This window comes from Nostoc sp. LEGE 12454 (assembly GCF_056620565.1).
Window position 1 is genome coordinate 368,176 of sequence record NZ_JBWQXL010000002.1, and the last position, 18,779, is coordinate 386,954.

The window sequence follows — 18,779 nt, forward strand, 5'->3', positions numbered from 1 at the left end:
AACAATTAGTGAAAAAATACTAGATAATTTTACTTTAACTGTGAAAATATTTTTCTCATTTTCACATGGGGAATACTAGCTTCTTCAAATATTTCTCCTTCTTCTACAAAATCCAGTTTTTTGTATAGATTTTTCACATATTCTTGAGCATGAATTACGACTTCTGGAATATGTTGGTTAGCTATCACCTGTAGGGCATTTTCCATAATTTTCTTACCAATACCTTGCCCTCTAACTGTCGATAAAACAGCTAATCTTTCTATTTTGGCAGTTTTATTATCTAAATATCTGATTCTAGCAGTACCTACAACTTCCAGATTTAAATAAGCAATTAGATGATCGGATATTTCATCTTTGCCATCAAATTCTAAAGCGGGATCTACCCCTTGTTCTTCTTGAAAAACTGATTTTCTAATTGCTTGAATTGCCGGAAAATCTTTAGGTAATTCAGCAACTTTTATAACTAAATTACTCATTAAACTCTGTTTGATGTTAATACCTATTGTAATTTAATGTGAGTTTGATGCACCTCTCCATGCTTTGAACGAAAGTGCAAGCCTGTCCCTCTCGTAGTCGGAGCTACGGTGTACACACAAGCCCTTCTGACCCCCTCTAACTCCCCCTTGGTAAGGGGGAGAACCGGATTCCCCCAATACATCGGGGGGATTAAGGGGGATAAATCCAGGATTGGGGCTTGATTATCAAGATGTGTGTACACCGTAGGACTCGGAGAGGGAGGGTTTTACGCAGTAAAATCAGGGAGAGGTGGTTTGATTGTGCTAATTGACCGACACTATATGAACCGTGGAATTCACGTTAGTTTAATCTGCTCCTTCAATTGGTGCAAAACCTTGACGTTGAATATTTTCTGTCACTGCGCGTGGTTCTAAAAATTGCAGTAAGTAATCAGGGCCGCCTGCTTTAGAACCTACTCCAGAAAGTTTGAATCCACCAAAAGGTTGCCGTCCAACGATCGCTCCGGTAATATTGCGGTTGATGTACAAATTCCCAACTTCAAACTCTGTCTGTGCCTGCTGAATGTGCGAAGGCGTTCTAGAATAAAGTCCGCCAGTTAAGGCGTAATTTGTACCGTTGGCGACTGCTAAGGCTTCCTGGAAATCTTTCACCCGAATTACCGCCAGCACAGGGCCAAAAATTTCTTCCTGGGAAATTACCGCATTGGGCGATACTTCACTAAAGATGACTGGGCCAATAAAGTAGCCTTGTTCGGGTGCTGGTAATTCCAACGCCACTTCTGCTTCTGCCTTACCCTTCTCAATATACTCGCGGATGCGATCGCGGGCATTAGCATCAATTACCGGCCCAACTTGCGTACTCGGTAACTCTGCTTCCCCAATATTCAAGGATTTTGTCGCTTCCACCAACCGCTGCACAAAGGCATCATAAATCGGTTCCAGGACAATCACCCTGGAAGCAGCAGAACATTTTTGGCCGCTGTAACCAAATGCCGACTGCACTACCCCCACCACAGCTTGGTCTAAATCAGCACTTTCATCGACAATAATGGCATTCTTGCCGCCCATTTCAGCAATCACCCGTTTCATGTGTTTTTGTCCGGGTTTCAGCGTTGCTGCTTCTGCGTAAATTCGACATCCGACTTCTTGAGAACCAGTAAAAGCAATCACATGAGTATCTGGATGATTTACCAAATAAGCGCCAACTTGCGAACCCTTACCAGGTACGTATTGAAATACACCTTTAGGAAAACCAGCATCTACCAGGATTTCTGTGAGTTTTGCTGCAATTACAGAAGATGTTTCCGCAGGTTTGAGGAGAGTACAATTGCCCGAAACTAAAGCTGCAACTGTCATTCCACAAGCGATCGCTAGCGGAAAATTCCAAGGAGAAATCACTACAGCAATTCCCCGTGGTTGGTAAATATAATGATTAGTTTCGCCAGGTATGTCGTAATTCACACCTTCATCTAACCGTTCTATCTCATCAGCGTAGTATCGACAAAAGTCTATCGCTTCCGAAACCTCTCCATCAGCTTCCTTAACTGGTTTCCCAACTTCCAAAACTATCCAAACTGAAAGTTCAGCGCGGCGGAGTTCCATCAAATCACCCGCTTTCCGCAAAATATCAGCGCGTTGTTTTGCTGGCGTTTTCTTCCACCCAGGAAAGGCAGCTTTAGCAGCTTGCATTGCCTGTTCTGCTTGTTCAACGCTAATCAACCCAATTTTACCAATTACCTCACTGAACTTAGAAGGATTAAGAGAATCAACAAATTCCGGTGGATTAACATATTCTCCATTAATCAGCGGTAAATATGTTTTACCAAGTTGTTGACGAACGCTTTGGAAAGCTTGCGCCGCCTTCTTTCTCACCTCTTCTTCAGCGTAATCGGTATCAGCAGCACCGAGGAAATGAGAGTTAGGAGTTAAAGAGTTTTTTTCTTCTTTGACAATTGGCGGCGCTAATAACTCTTCAATTGGTCGATTTTCGAGATTTTGCCGTAAAAAAGAACTATTAGCGGTATTTTCCAACAATCGACGAATTAAATACGCCATCCCAGGCAATAATTCACCGTAGGGACAGTAAACTCTCACCCGATAACCTTTATCAACCAAAGCCTTGGCAACTTTATCACCCATACCGTAGAGGACTTGCAACTCAAAGCGACGGCGCGGGACATTTAAACTTTCAGCTATGGCAATGGCGCGAGAGTGCGATCGCACGTTATGGCTACCAATGGCAGAATAGACATATTGATGATTTTCTAACAACAATTGAGTGATGGTTTCAAAGTTAGCATCTGTTGCGGCTTTGTCGTTGTAAACTGGCTGTGGCCAATGCTTTTGCGCTGCTTTAATCGTTTCTTGATCCCAATATGCGCCTTTCACCAAGCGGATTGTCAGAGGATAACCACGTTCTTTCAACCAGGAAATTACGTCTTTGGTATCTTGTTCGCTATCACGCAGATATGCTTGAATTGTCATGCCAATATCTGTGCGTTGCCGAAACTCCTCTTCTATTAACAGTTTTTTCAGAATGCTGAGAGTTATGTCCTTATAGGCATACTGTTCCATATCAAAATGCACAGCTGCCCCTAATTCTTTAGCACGACGTAAGAGAATCCGAATGCGATCGCTAACTCGCTCCTCACTACCTTTAGCATCTAATGGGTCAAATTGGGAATAAAACGCCGTTAATTTCACAGAAACCTGAACTTTTGGGATGGGTTCGCCATCAGCCTCATCAATCGCCGGAATAGCTGACCAATTCTTCGATGCTTCCACCAATTGTTGCATTAATTCTAGATAGCGTTCTAGATAAGACTGCGCTTCCGCTTCGGTAATTACGGCTTCACCAAGCAAGTCGATGGTGAAAGCCATTTTTTCTTTTCGCAGTCGTTCAACTGTTTTGATGACTTGTTTAATATTTTCTCCAGAAATATATTTATGGGCAAGAGTCTCAACGGCTGTCCCAACGGTTGTAGCAGCAACTTGTCCAGGCATCGAGTCGGGATTAGCAAAGTTTAGCATTCCCTTCAAAGCTGTCGGTAATTCTACAGATTCATCGCCTAAATATTCTTGTAAATGTGAGGCAATTTCTGATTTACTGTGCAAAGCAGGTAACGTATCTATAAAGCGAAATAGTTGCACCCGCAATCCAGGATTACTCATTGCCCAAGCGAGTAATTTATCATCCCAACGCATTTGATCCCGCAGGGAAGAAAAAAACGAACGATTTTCCTGCGTTGCGGCTAGAAGTTGTTTAGCAATTTCTTGGGTTTTAGCTTCGTAGGTGCTTGTTTGTACTTGTAATACCACTGATAATAACTCCGTTAATCAAGGCAAGGCTTTTTGTACAAAGCCTGTGTCTTCTATTTTGACGCTTTCATTTAGCTGTCACCATTATGCGGAATTCGTAATTACTATACAGCAAGGATTTGATTGATTTTGAATGATTTACTTACCTCGTGCGTTCTAGGGGCTAGCAATAAAAAAATATTCCATCGTTGGGTCTTGCGCCCCTACGACAGATGTAGATTAAATAGATAATAAAATGCTGTAAACTCTACTATGACAACGCACTTAACAAGGCCCGCTTAAATTCAGCTGCACTTTTAAAGTGGATTTCTGGCTTATCAACCAACGCCAAATCAATCACCTGCGCTAGGGGTTGGATAATTGTTGCATCTCGTTGGCGAATTGGTATGGGATTATTCTGTAAAACTGCTAGAAAAGGATCGCCTGTGAAGTTGCGGGGGAAACAACCTGTTAGCATATTGTAGAGACAAGCCGCAACTGCCCAAATATCTACCTCTGGCTGGGCATATTTAAAGTTAAGTACCTGCTGTCGCGGCATAAAAACGGGAGTACCTGCTTGAGTACCAGTCAAAGTTTGACCGCTTAAACCAGCCAAGTCAAAGGCTTTAGATAAGCCGTAATCACCGATTTTTGCCACCAGTTTTCCGTCAATTTTAGTCAAGAAGATGTTACTCGGTTTGAGGTCGCGGTGAACTATACCTTTACCTTTGCCAAACTTACCATCAGCCAGTTTGACATAAGGAAGTTCAACATTGTGGGCATATTCTAAAGCGTCTAAAATTTGCAGAATAATCGGTACAGCAATATCAATAGACAATCGCCCACCCAGTTGTTGCATAAAATCCCATACAGTACCGCTCTCACAATATTCCATTGTAAAAAAGAAGATAATTTCCGAGAAGCCACAATCCATCAGTTGCACTACATGAGGATGTTGCAAAGCCTTAGTGTTTTCCGTCTCCCGGAGAAACATCTGCACAGCGAAGTCATTCGCCGCCACTGCTGGTAACATTACCTTTAAGGCTATGAACTTGCCAGACTGATTATGCTGTGCTAAATAAACTTCTCCGAATTCACTAGTGCTGAGAAGTTTGACAAGATTATAACCGCTAATTGCTTTGAGGTTGCGATCGCCACTCTCAGCCAAATTCAGAAAGTATTTGATGATGTCTAAGAAATAAGCCTGTTGTACTGGGTTATTTTTGACAGTAACATCGTCAGGGATGAAGGTTGGTAGATTTACTTGATCTGGATGTATTTCTATACTAACTTTAAAGACAGTGTGACCTAAATTGATTTCGTCGCCTGTTCGTAAGTCATACTCTGGAAACTGTAATTTTACAGCTTCTTCAGCCGTTTGATTTCGTTGGCGTTGTCCAATATTTTTACCGTTAATGTAAGTGCCATTTTTACTACCAAAGTCCCGCACCCGAATATCAGGAGGATTAATATCTAGTAGACAGTGATAGCGAGAGATGCCCCGATGATTTTCATCATCTGGTAACTGGGGATTGCAATCTGGACTTCTACCGATTATGCAGCTACTGCGGCAATCAAAAATATATTGCTGTCCTAATAATTGTCCTTGAATAACGGTAAGGATGATTTTAGCTGGCATCTGAACAATAAAAAATTAATGTCCAAGATCATAACTTACCTGTATCAGATATCACAGTGGTGAACCACCGATCTCCCGCAAACTTTCTGATAGAGGATTAAATTGCTTTGGCAACACTACAGTCATGCCTTCCTCTGATTTTTCTTTATCTATCCTGACGCCAATTGCGGAAACTCTGGGGATACTAGCGCCAAACTTTGTATAATGAACCGTCCAAAGTTTCATTGATTTATAACTTGATTTATAAGTTGTAAATATATTCGTGTAAACTCACTCCTAACCCTTCCCTGCAAGTAAGGGTAGGAAAATTTTTTCTCTTTCTCGTAGCGGAGTTAGAAGGTGAGGTTCGTACTTGAAGTCTTCTACTGCTGTTTTAACAGCATGTACTTATTTTTTCCAATACTCAGAATGGGTATACTGCCTCTATGGCTACAGAAAATGTTATGGATATTTTATTTTATAACTGGCAACACACACTCCAACCCTTTGGCGTTGACCAGGTAGCGGCTGAGAAAGCCTTTAATCTCTTGGTTGAAGCTTACTCTACCCCTGGCCGCTATTACCATACACTGAAACACATCGATCGCGTTCTCAGCACAATTGAGATTTTGCAAGGCTACACCAATAACCTAGCTGCTGTTCAACTAGCTGCCTGGTTTCACGATGTAGTGTATGACGCTGAAGCCAAAGATAACGAAGAACGAAGTGCAGACTATGCTTTTGAGTTGCTGAGTAATTTGGGTATTCCAGAAAGTATCATAACTACTGTCACCCGTCTGATTCTGAACACTAAAAACCACCAAGCTGCGGTAAATGACTATGATAGCCAAGTCCTAGTTGATGCAGATTTAGCGATTTTGGCTACTAACCAAGTTGATTATGAAGAATACGCCCATGCTATTCGTCAGGAATATAGCTGGGTGGAAGAGGCAGAGTATATTACAGGTCGTCAACAGGTTTTAGAACGATTTTTACAGCGATCGCGTATTTATTTTACGCCTTTAATGTCAGAGTTTGCCGAACCATCTGCTCGTGGCAATATCCAGGCAGAAATTCAATCTTTATCGCCTGGTTAGTTTTACCAAAACAAGGTCTTGGGAACCAGGACTCCCCATCGGAGAAGCGAATGTAAGACCAATAAAACAAGGAGTTCTGAAGGCTATCTCCGATGAATTGGGAGACCTAACACCATACCGCAAGCGCGGTATGGTGTCTGGTGATTTACCGTCTGCCACCACCACGATGAGGTATTTCAGACACTTCAGTATTTTCTAGCTTTCTTTTTGGTGCAAACATTTCTTGATGTTGTTGCTGTTGAATTTTTTGCTGTGCAAATTTTACACGGGTGCGAACTCCCACATCGGCATCAGTATCAAGTATTTGCTGAAGTTGATTTGTAATCCGCGCTGCTTGCTCTGGTAAAGTGACTGCTATAGCGATCGCTAGTGTTTCTAAACTCGTCACTGCTGCGTAGCGCACTATCCACTCTGGATCTTGAGAAATTAGTAATAATGCCTCTAATACCTGAGTCTGAACAGATTCCCCTTTCTCAGCAGGTAGTTGCTGCCAGCGCAAAGTGCCTAATCCCCTAGCAGCTGCCCGCCGCACGCTTAAGGAAAAATCGTTTTTTGCTGCCTCTAACAAGGTATCCAGCGCCCGGACATCACCAATTCCCGCTAAGGCGCGAATAGCCCAGGCTCTCGCACTGTAGTTGTAGTCATCAATTAGTTCCAATAGTGATGGTACTGCGACTTCGCCGATCGCAATTAGTCCATCTACTGCCGCCACTGCTGCCCCTGGATTGTTGTAGCCCAAAGCTGCAATCAGTGTGGGAACAGATTCCTCAATACCAGCTGCCGCTAACTCCTGAACTGCGTCTAATAAGCGATCCGAGGAGTCTGCTTCTTCCACAGCACGAATTAATATTTGGGCAAGGTCACTGTTATTCATAATAATTTGCCATCAGTCATTAGGGATCTGCCAATTGTAGCTTAAGTCCTCCGTAGTTGACATCAGGCATAAACCCCCTAGCCCTTATTTGGCAGTTAGGTTACGGGTTTATGTGTGATGAACAGTTAATTTAAGCGTATTAATAACAACTAATGCCTGGGAAATTATAACTACAAAAGCGAGTCCATCAAATTTATCACTTTAATCGCACCATCCGACAAAGTGCTTGTTGCTGTGTGGTTAACTTGATGTTCTAGTAATCCTTTAAGAGAAATTAGCTTTAGACTATTTTCGGCAAGAGTTTCAGCGATCGCATCTGCTGCGGGTAGATAGCCAATCGCTCCCAAGTCTGCTAACACTGCTCGACGCAATTGCAATTTATCTCCTGCCAAAGCTTTGACTAACCGTTCTCCATAAACTGGTTCTTGGGTTAATTGATACATCGCTCGTGCGGCAGCATATTGCACCAATTCGATTGGATGCTCTAAAAATGGTTTTACCAAAGGGATGCACTCAGTCGCCCCCAATGTTCCCAAGGCTTCTAAAATGGCTTCGTAGGGTTGAGATAAATCAGGCTGCTTTGAGATTAGCTGCTCTCCCTGCAAACCTACTTGTAATAACTCAATCAGGGCGGGAATACAAACCGGATCGCCCAGCATTTCTAAGGATTGTGCCGCTGCTTCCCGGACATAAAAATCTGAGCAGTTTAAACACGCAATTAAAGGTGAGACTGCCTGGCGATCGCCTAGTTTTCCTAAAGCCCTAGCTGCGTTACGTCGCAGAGGATATCCGCCTTCTGGTGTTCTGTCGGCTTCATCCTCTAACGCTTTAATTAATCCTGTAACCGCAGCTGCTTCACAGATCCGAAACCTACCCAACCACCAGGCAGCATAAAAGCGCAGACCTAAATCTGCACTCTCAAGATTAGCGATCGCTTGCTCTACTGTTAAAGATTCATCATCGCCAGAGTTACCTGTCGGTGATAAATCTTCAAATTTCTGCGGACTAGAATTCATTATCAAGAAGGAGGATCGCTTTGTTCGCTATTTGTTTTAGGTTCAGCGTTCAATGGCTGAATGCTGACTATTTTGCCACCCAAGCGAGTAATCCGCTGCATTTCCTGATTCATCCGGTTCTCAGGTACTGTGAAAAACACAGTAGCACTAGAACGAATCGGATAGTTGGTTTTTTCAGTTTCTTCGCTTTGGCGCAAACCCACTACTTCATAGCGAAAGTAGCGACTACTCGTACTACTAATTGCTCCAACCATAAAATTAATTCCCAATTCTAGATCGTCATTAGTCGTTTGCCCTTAATAATGACTATTGACTAATGACTATTGACACTAAAGGGGTTTCACACTTGCTATTTTACCACCTTGTTTTACCACTCTCTGGAAGTAACTAGATAGTTCTTCATAAGGTATAACCACCGCTTGATTGACGCGGCGTGTGCTGGGATACCCAGCTCCAAAAACACCTGCTACTTCAATCCGGTAAAGTCTGCCTTCTTTACCAAAGGTTCCCGCACCACCAAAAGTGCTGTTGGGGGTAACGCCTTTTTCAGAAGCAACGTATGAAAAACCGGAGGAAGCACCGGAGGGAGGAACAACGACGGATGCACTGTTCCGGCCTAGTTCGCTAGCAAGACGGGTGTCTTTGCCTTTGAGTTGGGAGGTATCGCTACTGGCATAGCCGCGATAAAGTTGAAATATCCGGGTAAATCCCACAGTTTTTTGTCCTGTTTGGGTTTCAAAGCCGCGATAGTAAGGCACTATATTTTCACCAAAGTTAGATTGATACTCTGGCGAATCAATATAAGAATCGATATCGGCTTCATATCCCTTGGTTTGATACAAGTCCAAGTGATAGACGACATCAGACTCATCATAAGGGGCACGACCCAACAAATGTTTGTAGTTCAGTTCGATGACGCGAGTTTGGAAGTTGTCGTAGAAAAACTTGGTTTTGTACAGTTCCGATTTAGCTAGCTGACGCACAAACTCTTGTACTGTAATTTTGCCATCGCGGAGGATAGATTCAGCACTTATCAGGCGGTCTGATGCCAATATGTAGTTGTTGCCCAAAACTTGACGATAGACGGCAGCAATTACTCTTTCGATGTCTTCTTTGGTTGCATTCGGACGCAATTCCACAGGAGACTGATCGCTAAAAGGTTCTGTTCCCAGACGGGAAGCTGCTGTTGTAATAGCCATTGGTAATTTTCCTTTTGTAATTAGTAGTTGGAAAAATTAGGAGTTAGGAGTTAAGAGTTAGAAGTTAAGGTAGGGGTATAGTTAGGAATTTAAAACTCATAACTTCTAACTCCTCACTCCTCACTCCTCACTCCTCACTCCTAACTCCTCACTTAATTCCCGATTCCCTATTTATACGGCTGTAATGCTAATAACCTTACTGCCCTTGCGATTCAACTGCTGCAATTTACTAGAAAGTTGCTCGTAAGGTACGATCAATTCCGCAGTACCGCGCCTTACTACAGCTGAGTTTGGGGAAGCTGCTTGTAGCACTCTGATCCGGTATGTTTCGCCGCGATCGCCTCTAGAAAGACCTGCTAAGGCTCCGGCAGAGACTGGATAAATGGGTGAAGCTAGATTCTTAGCCACTTCCCAAGTTAGCCGTCCTTGTTTTTGTCCTTGAGCGCGATCGCTATTGGCATAACCCCGATACAGTTGGAACAGTCGGCTATAGCCAACATTTTTCTGTCCTACTTGACTTTTAAAGCCTCTGTAGTAGGGCACAATATTTTCGCCAAAACTCTCTTGATATTCTAATGAGTCAATGTAGGAATTAATCTCAGCTTCGTAACCTTGTGAATTGTAAAGCTCAACATGGTACGAAATCTCTGACTCATCTTCTGGGGCACGCCCCAATAAATGCTTATAATTCAACTCTATAAACCGAGTTTGGGAGTTGGAGTAGAAAAACTTATCCCGATAGAGTTCTGATTGAGCAATGGCTAGCACAAATCCCCTAACGGTGATTGCACCTTGCTGCAACAGTGATTCTGCACTCTCTAGACGGTCTCCTTCTAGTAGATATGCATTACCCAAAACCTGACGGTAAGCCGCCCGGATAACCACTGCCACATCGGCTTCTGTTCTATCAGGGCGTAGTTCTACTGGTGCTGAATTTTCAAACGCTCCAATCCCTAATCTTGCTGCTTGTCCCGAAGCTGCCATTTTTTACCTCCTCAGTTTTAACTGCAAAACTGAAAACTTTTTAGAAAATTTTTTCTAGTTTTTTAACAGTCTTTTTGAAATTGACACTCACCTTACTTTAAGTAAGATGATTTTTAAGACATAGCTGCCTTAATATCCTGTTTACAACAGGTTCCCAGGCTCACCTTATCGGTTTGGCAGTCTGTCATCGGGGAGAAACCTCTAGACGTTACTCTGCCAGACACTGCGCGTAGCTTGCTTCTCTGTGGGGACACTCCGCGAATACGTAGCGTCTCCTAAGAGAAGGTAGAAGATTGCGCTCGCTGCCTCACCACATCTGCCACAAGGGCGTAGTGATATCTCCTTACGTTATTTCGGGCGTATACTTTCCCCAGTCCGAGGGTAGGTGTTTAAATCTTGTACTGACAAAAATATTGTGCCAATTGACGGTAGCTTAAAAGAGGCACTAGATTGCGAACTTTCCCAAACTTGTAGCAAGTACCGTGCTACGTCGGCAGCTTTCATCCCTGTTCTAAAGCAAAAAATACAGAACTACGTTCCTCTTTCTCCAGGGTTTTCAGCTAGCTTTTCTTAAAAAACTGCCCGGAGAGGTAAACAACTCATAAAACTTACTTGTCATAAGAGCTGATTTCCTCTCCGGGCTAAAGAAACACTCTAGCTTAGAGTATTGATAACGTAGTCGATGTATGAATTTGCTTCAACACCTGGATCGCCGCTGAGACCGTGGTTAGCTTTGATGTACTTGAGAGCTTCAATGTACCAGCTAGGAGACAGATCAAAAGTCCGGTTGATTTCAGCCAAGCCAGAAATCAAGAAATCATCCAAGGGACCTGTGCCACCAACAACTAAAGCGTATGTGATAATCCGCAAGTAGTAGCCGATATCACGTACACACTTGCCTTTGCCGCGTGCATCAGCCGCGAAGTTAGGGCCTTGTTGTTGAGTGGTGTAAGGGTACTTGTTATACACCGCTTGAGCTGCACCTTCGCTCAACCGTTGAGCATTGGCGCTCAATGCTTTTGCTGCTTGTAAGCTAGCTGGTGCTTGGCGGAAGCGACCAAAAGCAACTTGAATTTCGGTGCTGCTGAGGTAGCGTCCTTGAGAATCAGCCGATGCAATTGCTTCAGTTAGAGGTGTTTTTGTCATTTTGGTATTTCCCTTTTACAAACGTTATGGTTGAAATTTTGTTTTGTCCTATAGACAGGACAATTATTTAGTCAACATCAGCAATGCTTACTTGGCTTAAGCCACAGCAGCAGCAGCACGATCGAAATAGCTAGCTATTTCAGATGACAAAGCACTGCAATCGCCTCTGGTGATATTGTTTGTATCGTTGACAATTGCCAAAGAAGCTTGTTTCAGCTTTTGAATACCAACAGCAACTGAAGCTCCTGGAGTTCCCAATGCCAAGTAGGTTTCCCGCAATCCATTGAGGGCACGATCGTCTAGCACGCTAGAATCGCCAGCAAAGATAGCGTAGGTGATATAGCGAAGAATGATGTCCAAGTCTCTGATACAAGCAGCTGCACGACGGCTGGTGTAAGCATTACCACCGGGAGTGATCAATTGGGGTTGTTCTGCCCACAAATCACGAGCCGCAGCAGCAACAAGAGCTGACGCATTGCTGGTAATACGGTTAACAGCATCTGTACGCTTGTTACCATCTTTGACTAGTTCGCTCAAAGCATCCAATTGTGCATCGGAGAGATATTCGCCGCGTGTATCAGCTTGGGAAACTACTTTTGCAAATGCATCTAAAACCATTGCGTTAAATCTCCTAATTTGCTTGGTTAAGAATAACTGGACTCAAAACTGAATGGTTCAGTTGATTTTTGATGTCAGCACTGCCTGACGAATGTACGAAAGGTTTAAAACAGACATCCAAGAAATAAGTTTACGATCTCCAGGCTTTCAGATTAAAACTTTTGTTAAAAAACTTCAAACTTCTATGAACGACTGGAAAACCTGATTAAGATGTTGTTTTTTACTTCCAAGTTCTCTTTATACAATGCTGCCGTATCATAATTTATTACAAATTATTATTATGTTTGTGAAAAATAGTTACATAACTTCATATTTTTGTCTCTGTTTAGTTTATGAGCCGAGCGCTGCTATTGTGGGAGGGCAATAGGTGTTGTAGTTACTGTCACTTTGTAGTTAGGTCTTAGATGTCTTATGTAAAATTACTTAATTTATTTTGGAGAAAGGCAATAACACGCTTGAATGCTTGGGAATCTTGGTAAAGAAAGCTATGACCGCCCTTAAAGAACTCTAAATACGAACCTGGTATCTGTTTTTGCATTGCCTCAAGATTGGCAGGAGGAGATATACCATCGCGATCGCCGCCGCAGATATAGACAGGAATTTGCAGTTGAGAAAGTCGATTATATGTATCATGAGCAGCACGAGCCTCAAGCTGGCGACGACGCCCAACTTCACGACTTGGTTCGTCTATATTCGCTTGAGAAACTGCTAGTGTCAGCTTCACTAATTCCTGAAATTGTGTAGTTCGGCTAGAGAGCCAAGCTTCCTCTTGCCAACGGGTATCAGCAATTGTGATTTGCCGATGAGCTAGTTCTTCAGCAGCAAGGTTCGCGAGTTCATGTAGTGGATATGACGACCCACCAGCACCGCCACTACTAGTACAGGCCAAAACAAGACGTTTAACGCGGTGTGGATAGCGCAGTGCCAACTCTTGGGCTACCATACCCCCAAAGGAAATTCCGATGACATGAGCGTTCTCCCACCCGACTGCATTTAACAAAGAGTCTGCATCGGCGGCGTAATCTGCTATGGTGTAAGGAATATCAGGTTTTGAGGTTTGACCCAGACCGCGCTGATCGTAAGCTAAGATTTCAAAGTGTGGGGCTAGCGGTGAGTCAAAAATAGTCGGCGATCGCTGCAAATCTACTCCAGTACCACTGATACTAAGCAGACGTTGACCAGTGCCATGAATCTCATAATACATTTGCAGGTCACGAACAGATACAAACGGCATAAGTATTTTTCCTGACAAATTTCGGCGAATTTGGCTCAACGAGCGATCGCAATATCTCTAAATAAGCATTTTCCTTGAAATATCGTATATCGTATGTTGTTATACACATTCCAGTGCAATCAGAATCCTTAAAGGGTGCGCAAGTATAGCACCCTTTAATATGTAGTATTAACCCTACTCAACGCTGAATTCTGATTGCTGATTACTGAGTAAATTAAGAATTACTCAGTAATTGTGTACTTAGTAAAAGCCTCACCCCTTGCGATGCCCTAAGCTTGCCGAAGGGTAAGCAGTCTTTTAACTCAGCACTCAGCACTCTTCATTACTTCTTAATTCCTACCAAACACACTGCCAAGGGCACGCGCCATATTTTGCGGCTGCATTGCATCCATTGCGGCGGTAGGTTCGTAGCCACAATGAACCATACAATCGGCACACTTAGGATTACCACTCTTCTGGCCGTATTGACTCCAGTCAGTCTGGGCGAGTAATTCCTTAAAGGTAGAGTAATAACCTTCGTTCAGCAGATAGCAAGGTTTTTGCCAACCGAGAACGCTATAACTAGGGCTACCCCAAGGCGTGCATTCGTAGTCCTTATCACCAGTGAGAAAATCTAGGAACAAGGGATTGTGATTGAAGTTCCAGTTTTTTTCACCACTTTTGTAAGGAGCCAGAATTTCTCGGAAGAGGGCGCGGGTTTGTTCGCGGTGGAGAAAATGATCTTGATCGGGTGCCCACTCGTAACTGTAGCCGGGAGAAATCATCATCCCGTCAGTATTTAGCGTTTCCAGAAAGTTAAAGAACTCTTGCATATCTTTAGGTTCAGTACCTTCAAAGATAGTGGTGTTAGTTGTAACACGAAAGCCTTGAGCTTTAGCGGCGCGAATGGCTTTGACAGCAATATCAAAAACACCTTTACGATCTACGCATTGATCGTGCAACTCCCGCATTCCATCTAAATGCACGCTGAAAGTGAGGTACGGAGAAGGTTGAAACTTATCCAGGCTCTTTTCTAATAACAAACCATTGGTACACAAGTAAATATATTTCTTGCGCTCAATTAATCCCTGGACAATCTCATCAATCTGGGGGTGCAGCAGAGGTTCTCCACCAGGAATTGAGACAACTGGTGCGCCACACTCTTCCACAGCGGCGAAACACTGTTCTGGGGTGAGATTTTGCTTTAATATTTCCTTTGGATGTTGGATTTTACCACAACCAGTACAAGCGAGATTACACCGAAAAAGAGGTTCCAACATCAACACTAAGGGGAAGCGTTTGCGTCCTTTCAAACGCTGAGTAACAAGATACTTCCCAATATCCATAGCTTGTTGTAGATTAACTGCCATTGTTGCGATCGCTCCTCTTTTAAAGATAAATACACCACAGGAAAATATACGTAGGGGCGCAAGGCCTTGCGCCCCCACTGTCTATTGCATCCACACGTAAATCGCTATATTTTTCATTTGACATATCCCTGAGCAACAAACCAATCCACAGCATCTTTGAGTGCGGCGTTCAGCGAAGATTGGGGTAGATCCAATTCTCGTACAGCCTTTGAAGCATTGTAATACATAGGTTGTTTCGCCATCCGAACGCCATCTAATGGTACTGAGGGCGATTTTCCTAATGGTGCGAGAATCTTTTCATCAACCCAGGCAACACTTAGGGGCAACCAAGCGGGTACTGTTTGTTGAGGTGCGCTCAGACCTGTGATATCGGCGAGTTGTTCGAGTAGTTGCTTGAGACTGAGGTTTTGATGACCTAAGATATAGCGATCGCCAGATTTACCCCGCTGCAAAGCCAGTAAATGCCCCCATGCCACATCCCGCACATCGATAAAATTTAGACCAGTATCCAAGTAAAAGGGCATTTGCCGTCGCAAAAACCGTAAAATTATATCACCCGTCGGCGTAGGTTTGATATCCAACGAGCCAATCGGACTGCTGGGATTGACAATAACTACCTCCTGACCTGTAGCAACGGCTTGCATAGCTTCTTGTTCAGCCAGAAACTTAGACTTTTTGTAATCACCCACCAACTTTTCTAAGGGACTCTGATGTGTTTCATCCACAACTTCCCCTAACGATCCTACCCCAATCGCTGCCACTGAACTTGTGTAGACAGTGCGTTCAATGTTAGCCTTGCGAGCTGCTGCCAATACATTGCGCGTACCCAGAACATTGTGACGGTGGAGTAATTCACGGTCTGTTTGCCAGAGGGAATAATGAGCTGCTACATGAAATAGGTATTGACAACCTTCCATCTGTTGCCAGAGATTTGGATCGTTCAAATCGCCTTTGACAATTTCAACCTCTAAACCGCGTAGATTCTCCAAATTGCTGGTTGAGCGTACCAGTGCTTTGACGGCATATCCTTCTTGTAGGAGCAACCGTACCAAATGAGCGCCAATAAAACCCGTACCGCCCGTGATAAAAACTTGCATCAACTTCCTCCCTGCTCCCCTGCTCCCCGGTCACTGAGCGAAGCCGAAGTGCTGCTCCCCCTCTTCTTAAACCGGGGAAACCAATCATCCAAAATGGTGTAAACTACCGGCACAACGATCAAACTGAGGATAGTTGAAGTTACTAGTCCACCTGCGATCGCTACAGCCATCGGCGATCGCAATTCGGAACCAGCACCCAAACCTAAAGCGATCGGCAGCATCCCTAAAATAGTGGAGGCCGTGGTCATCATAATTGGTCTGAGGCGCACTAGTCCGGTGTTGAGAATCGCCTCTGTACGGTCTAAGCCAGTGTTGCGTAACTGATTGATGTAATCTACAAGCAAAATCGCATTTTTATTTGCCAGCCCCAGCAAAAAGACGAAACCGATCAATGAGATCATACCAAAGTCGCTCTTGGTAATTAGTAGCGCCAACATCGCCCCCACTAATGCTAAAGGCAAAGAGACACCAATAACTAAAGGGTCTACCCAGCTTTTGAATAGTAAAATTAGTACCACAACAATACACAAAGCAGATAGAGCTAAAGTACTGCCGAAACTGCTAAAAACCTTATTTTGATTAGCAGAGTCTCCTCCTAAATTTAAAGAAACATTAGAGGGTAACACCGCGTTTGCTTCAGCTACCACTTTGTCAGTGGCATCACCCAAAGACAGATCCTTGCCAAGATTAGCACTGATGTAGGCCACCCGCTGATTATTCAAACGCTCGATCTGAAAAACTGTGCCCTGTGGATTCGTTTCACCTGTAACTGTGACATCAGCGAATCCCGGTAGCCTTTGAATCCTTTCTTTAATGGCTTTGACTGCTTTGCTCAAAGCTTGGAGATTATCACCTTGTAATGCTATTTGCAGGGGTTTTTGACCGCCAGAATCGACAAATTGAATATCTTCAATACTAGTAGTTACCCCAGAAAGAACAGGTAAGGAGGAGCGCAACTGATCCTGTAGTTCGCCTGTTGTGATTGTGCGATCGCCCTTTAACTTTACATATAGTATCCCTTTATTCGGCTCACCTTCACGAGAACCAACAGTAGTAAATACCGTTTCAACTGCCGGTGATTTTCTGACTACATTTTCTAATTTCTTCGCAACCTCTAGAGAATCGTTCAAGGGATTGGGAATTTGAGACTGGAGACTAGGATTTCTCCCCTGCTCCCCTGCTCCCCTGCCCCTCTGCCCCTCTGCTCCACTAGGAATACTCGGCAAAGGAGCCGTATAAGCAATATTAAATTCGCCGCGATCGAGTTTAGGAATAAACCCTTTGGGAATTAGTGGAATCAGTGCTATACCTGCGATGAAACTGAGTGCAGCTAACCCGATAACTATCTTCCGATGATTCAAAGACCAACTCAGCAAATTTCTGTAAGATTGGGTAAACGCTACCCAGATTTTTGCTTCTCGACGCGGGGAAAGTGAGGATTTAGGTTTGAGCCAGTAGATAGCCAGAACTGGAGATAAAGTCCGAGCAACTAGCATAGAAGCGAGCATCGCCGCGGATACAGTGATGCCGAAAGGCTTGAAAAATTGACCGATTACCCCACCCATCAAACCTATAGGTAGAAAAACTGCTACTGCTGTTAAAGTGGCAGCGGTAACTGTCAACCCAATCTCATTTGTAGCTAAAAGCGCTGCTTGGCGAGGAGTTTCCCCATCGTCAACGTGTCGCATGATGTTTTCCACATCCACGATCGCATCATCAACAATGCTACCAATCACCAAAGCTAAAGCCAGCAGGGTGATCGTTTCCAGGTTGAAGCCGAAAATCGCCATGACGATAAATGTCGCCAGCAAAGATGTAGGAATCGCCAAGGCAGAAATGAGAGTTGCCCGCCAATTCCATAAAAAAGGAAAAATTACCACTATTGACAACAAGACTGCTTCCAGCAAAGCATCAATTGTTGACTGGGTGGCTTGGCGGATGTATTCTGCTTGAGTGGCAGCTAAGGTGAGTTTGACATCCTTGAGGGTTGAGCGTAGCCTTTGAACTTCTTTCTCAACATGACTCACGACTTCCAAAGTATTAGCACTACCGCGTTTGATTACCTGAAATGCGAGTGCATCTTGACCGTTAAACCGGACTAATGTTGCCCCACCTTGGGGGATCGTTGCACTCGTATTCGCGGGATTTACCGGAGGAGTTGCCGTAGCAGCGCCTAGTAGTGAGACTTTGAGAACTCCTGGTAATTTAGCGATCGCACTGACAATCTCATCTTGCGCCAACTTCGTCAAATCTTTGAGATTTCGTGTAGGACTCTCTATGGCATAACTAATGGCGGCTGACTCGTTTAGATTCAGGGGAATAATTTTAGAAGTCGCTCCTTGAGGCAAAGTTAGCTGCTTCAGGGCAGTTTCAACCTTTTTGGTTGATGTTTCTAAATTCGTCCCAACGGCAAAAGAAAGGGCTACAGCTGTTTGACTAGGATAGGTTGATGAGCGGATATTCTCCAGTCCTTCTAGGGATCGGAGGCGTTCTTCTAGGGGTTTGGTGAGCTTCGCTTCTGTATCCAGGGCTGTTGTCAGGGGAGCTGTAGCATTTACAACCACCACTGGAAAGGTAATATCTGGAAACAAGGCATACTTAAGGGAACTGAAAGCTAGAACACCAGCTACCGTTACGGCAATCCAAAAACTCACCGTCAGCCACGAAAATTGAATCGCCAATTTGGAAATATTGAAGAGTTCTCGTGCGGATTTGGAGTTATGAAGCTTTACCATCTTGGAAAATTATCGTGTGGATGACACAATTATTTAGTC

The 18,779-nt window shown here is 43.8% G+C and carries 16 protein-coding genes; 1 reads left to right on the plus strand and 15 read right to left on the minus strand.

Going from position 1 to position 18,779, the window contains the following annotated elements:
- Window positions 1-29: 29 nt before the first annotated feature.
- From AC1F2U_RS03840 to AC1F2U_RS03855, 4 genes are all read right to left on the minus strand, one after another.
- Window positions 30-476, minus strand: coding sequence for a GNAT family N-acetyltransferase (locus AC1F2U_RS03840; protein WP_480259903.1), 447 nt, complete (start codon window positions 474-476; stop codon window positions 30-32).
- Between the two features lie 345 nt (window positions 477-821).
- Entirely contained in the window at window positions 822-3,794 is a 2,973-nt protein-coding gene (pruA, locus tag AC1F2U_RS03845; RefSeq protein WP_480259904.1) for an L-glutamate gamma-semialdehyde dehydrogenase, read from the minus strand.
- 250 nt (window positions 3,795-4,044) lie between these two features.
- Window positions 4,045-5,412 (minus strand): protein kinase domain-containing protein, encoded by a 1,368-nt coding sequence (locus tag AC1F2U_RS03850; RefSeq protein ID WP_480259905.1) that lies wholly within the window; start codon window positions 5,410-5,412, stop codon window positions 4,045-4,047.
- A 51-nt stretch (window positions 5,413-5,463) separates the two neighbouring features.
- Window positions 5,464-5,637: a hypothetical protein gene (locus AC1F2U_RS03855; protein WP_480259906.1), complete on the minus strand. Its 174-nt coding sequence runs from the start codon at window positions 5,635-5,637 to the stop codon at window positions 5,464-5,466.
- A 200-nt stretch (window positions 5,638-5,837) separates the two neighbouring features.
- On the opposite strand from AC1F2U_RS03855, the gene AC1F2U_RS03860 reads away from it, so the two are divergent.
- Entirely contained in the window at window positions 5,838-6,488 is a 651-nt protein-coding gene (locus tag AC1F2U_RS03860) for an HD domain-containing protein (protein ID WP_480259907.1), read from the plus strand.
- A gap of 145 nt (window positions 6,489-6,633) precedes the next feature.
- Here the strand turns inward: AC1F2U_RS03860 and AC1F2U_RS03865 are convergent, their stop codons facing one another.
- The 11 genes from AC1F2U_RS03865 to AC1F2U_RS03915 all read right to left on the minus strand — a co-directional run bounded on the left by AC1F2U_RS03865 (window position 6,634) and on the right by AC1F2U_RS03915 (window position 18,740).
- Window positions 6,634-7,362 carry a HEAT repeat domain-containing protein gene (locus AC1F2U_RS03865; protein WP_480259908.1) on the minus strand — a complete coding sequence of 243 codons (729 nt, stop codon included), beginning with the start codon at window positions 7,360-7,362 and terminating at the stop codon, window positions 6,634-6,636.
- Between the two features lie 170 nt (window positions 7,363-7,532).
- The gene (locus AC1F2U_RS03870) at window positions 7,533-8,378 is read right to left on the minus strand and encodes a HEAT repeat domain-containing protein (protein WP_480259909.1); all 846 of its coding nucleotides are present in this window, start codon (window positions 8,376-8,378) and stop codon (window positions 7,533-7,535) included.
- A 2-nt stretch (window positions 8,379-8,380) separates the two neighbouring features.
- The gene (locus AC1F2U_RS03875) at window positions 8,381-8,632 is read right to left on the minus strand and encodes a phycobilisome linker polypeptide (protein ID WP_480259910.1); all 252 of its coding nucleotides are present in this window, start codon (window positions 8,630-8,632) and stop codon (window positions 8,381-8,383) included.
- 75 nt (window positions 8,633-8,707) lie between these two features.
- Window positions 8,708-9,577, minus strand: a complete 870-nt coding sequence (locus AC1F2U_RS03880) for a phycobilisome rod-core linker polypeptide (RefSeq protein WP_480259911.1) — start codon at window positions 9,575-9,577, stop codon at window positions 8,708-8,710.
- 171 nt (window positions 9,578-9,748) lie between these two features.
- Window positions 9,749-10,561 carry a phycobilisome rod-core linker polypeptide gene (locus AC1F2U_RS03885; RefSeq protein WP_480259912.1) on the minus strand — a complete coding sequence of 271 codons (813 nt, stop codon included), beginning with the start codon at window positions 10,559-10,561 and terminating at the stop codon, window positions 9,749-9,751.
- 654 nt (window positions 10,562-11,215) lie between these two features.
- The gene (cpcA, locus tag AC1F2U_RS03890; RefSeq protein ID WP_480259913.1) at window positions 11,216-11,707 is read right to left on the minus strand and encodes a phycocyanin subunit alpha; all 492 of its coding nucleotides are present in this window, start codon (window positions 11,705-11,707) and stop codon (window positions 11,216-11,218) included.
- 96 nt (window positions 11,708-11,803) lie between these two features.
- The gene (locus AC1F2U_RS03895) at window positions 11,804-12,325 is read right to left on the minus strand and encodes a phycocyanin subunit beta (RefSeq protein ID WP_322673570.1); all 522 of its coding nucleotides are present in this window, start codon (window positions 12,323-12,325) and stop codon (window positions 11,804-11,806) included.
- Window positions 12,326-12,734: 409 nt separating this feature from the next.
- Complete coding sequence (locus AC1F2U_RS03900) at window positions 12,735-13,559, minus strand: alpha/beta fold hydrolase (RefSeq protein ID WP_480259914.1); 825 nt, start codon at window positions 13,557-13,559, stop codon at window positions 12,735-12,737.
- A gap of 329 nt (window positions 13,560-13,888) precedes the next feature.
- Window positions 13,889-14,908: an adenosyl-hopene transferase HpnH gene (gene hpnH, locus AC1F2U_RS03905; RefSeq protein WP_480259967.1), complete on the minus strand. Its 1,020-nt coding sequence runs from the start codon at window positions 14,906-14,908 to the stop codon at window positions 13,889-13,891.
- Between the two features lie 113 nt (window positions 14,909-15,021).
- Window positions 15,022-16,005 (minus strand): hopanoid-associated sugar epimerase, encoded by a 984-nt coding sequence (hpnA, locus tag AC1F2U_RS03910; protein WP_480259915.1) that lies wholly within the window; start codon window positions 16,003-16,005, stop codon window positions 15,022-15,024.
- Complete coding sequence (locus tag AC1F2U_RS03915) at window positions 16,005-18,740, minus strand: efflux RND transporter permease subunit (protein WP_480259916.1); 2,736 nt, start codon at window positions 18,738-18,740, stop codon at window positions 16,005-16,007. Before AC1F2U_RS03915 ends, hpnA begins: the two co-directional genes overlap by 1 nt.
- Window positions 18,741-18,779 lie beyond the last annotated feature (39 nt).

Bases quoted from the DNA above. Each gene is read 5' to 3' on its own strand.
- AC1F2U_RS03840 (WP_480259903.1), bottom strand. From the start codon at position 476: ATGAGTAATTTAGTTATAAAAGTTGCTGAATTACCTAAAGATTTTCCG.
- AC1F2U_RS03850 (WP_480259905.1), bottom strand. From the start codon at position 5,412: ATGCCAGCTAAAATCATCCTTACCGTTATTCAAGGACAATTATTAGGA.
- AC1F2U_RS03855 (WP_480259906.1), bottom strand. From the start codon at position 5,637: ATGAAACTTTGGACGGTTCATTATACAAAGTTTGGCGCTAGTATCCCC.
- AC1F2U_RS03860 (WP_480259907.1), top strand. From the start codon at position 5,838: ATGGCTACAGAAAATGTTATGGATATTTTATTTTATAACTGGCAACAC.
- AC1F2U_RS03865 (WP_480259908.1), bottom strand. From the start codon at position 7,362: ATGAATAACAGTGACCTTGCCCAAATATTAATTCGTGCTGTGGAAGAA.
- AC1F2U_RS03870 (WP_480259909.1), bottom strand. From the start codon at position 8,378: ATGAATTCTAGTCCGCAGAAATTTGAAGATTTATCACCGACAGGTAAC.
- AC1F2U_RS03875 (WP_480259910.1), bottom strand. From the start codon at position 8,632: ATGGTTGGAGCAATTAGTAGTACGAGTAGTCGCTACTTTCGCTATGAA.
- AC1F2U_RS03880 (WP_480259911.1), bottom strand. From the start codon at position 9,577: ATGGCTATTACAACAGCAGCTTCCCGTCTGGGAACAGAACCTTTTAGC.
- AC1F2U_RS03885 (WP_480259912.1), bottom strand. From the start codon at position 10,561: ATGGCAGCTTCGGGACAAGCAGCAAGATTAGGGATTGGAGCGTTTGAA.
- cpcA (WP_480259913.1), bottom strand. From the start codon at position 11,707: ATGACAAAAACACCTCTAACTGAAGCAATTGCATCGGCTGATTCTCAA.
- AC1F2U_RS03895 (WP_322673570.1), bottom strand. From the start codon at position 12,325: ATGGTTTTAGATGCATTTGCAAAAGTAGTTTCCCAAGCTGATACACGC.
- AC1F2U_RS03900 (WP_480259914.1), bottom strand. From the start codon at position 13,559: ATGCCGTTTGTATCTGTTCGTGACCTGCAAATGTATTATGAGATTCAT.
- hpnH (WP_480259967.1), bottom strand. From the start codon at position 14,908: ATGGCAGTTAATCTACAACAAGCTATGGATATTGGGAAGTATCTTGTT.
- hpnA (WP_480259915.1), bottom strand. From the start codon at position 16,005: ATGCAAGTTTTTATCACGGGCGGTACGGGTTTTATTGGCGCTCATTTG.
- AC1F2U_RS03915 (WP_480259916.1), bottom strand. From the start codon at position 18,740: ATGGTAAAGCTTCATAACTCCAAATCCGCACGAGAACTCTTCAATATT.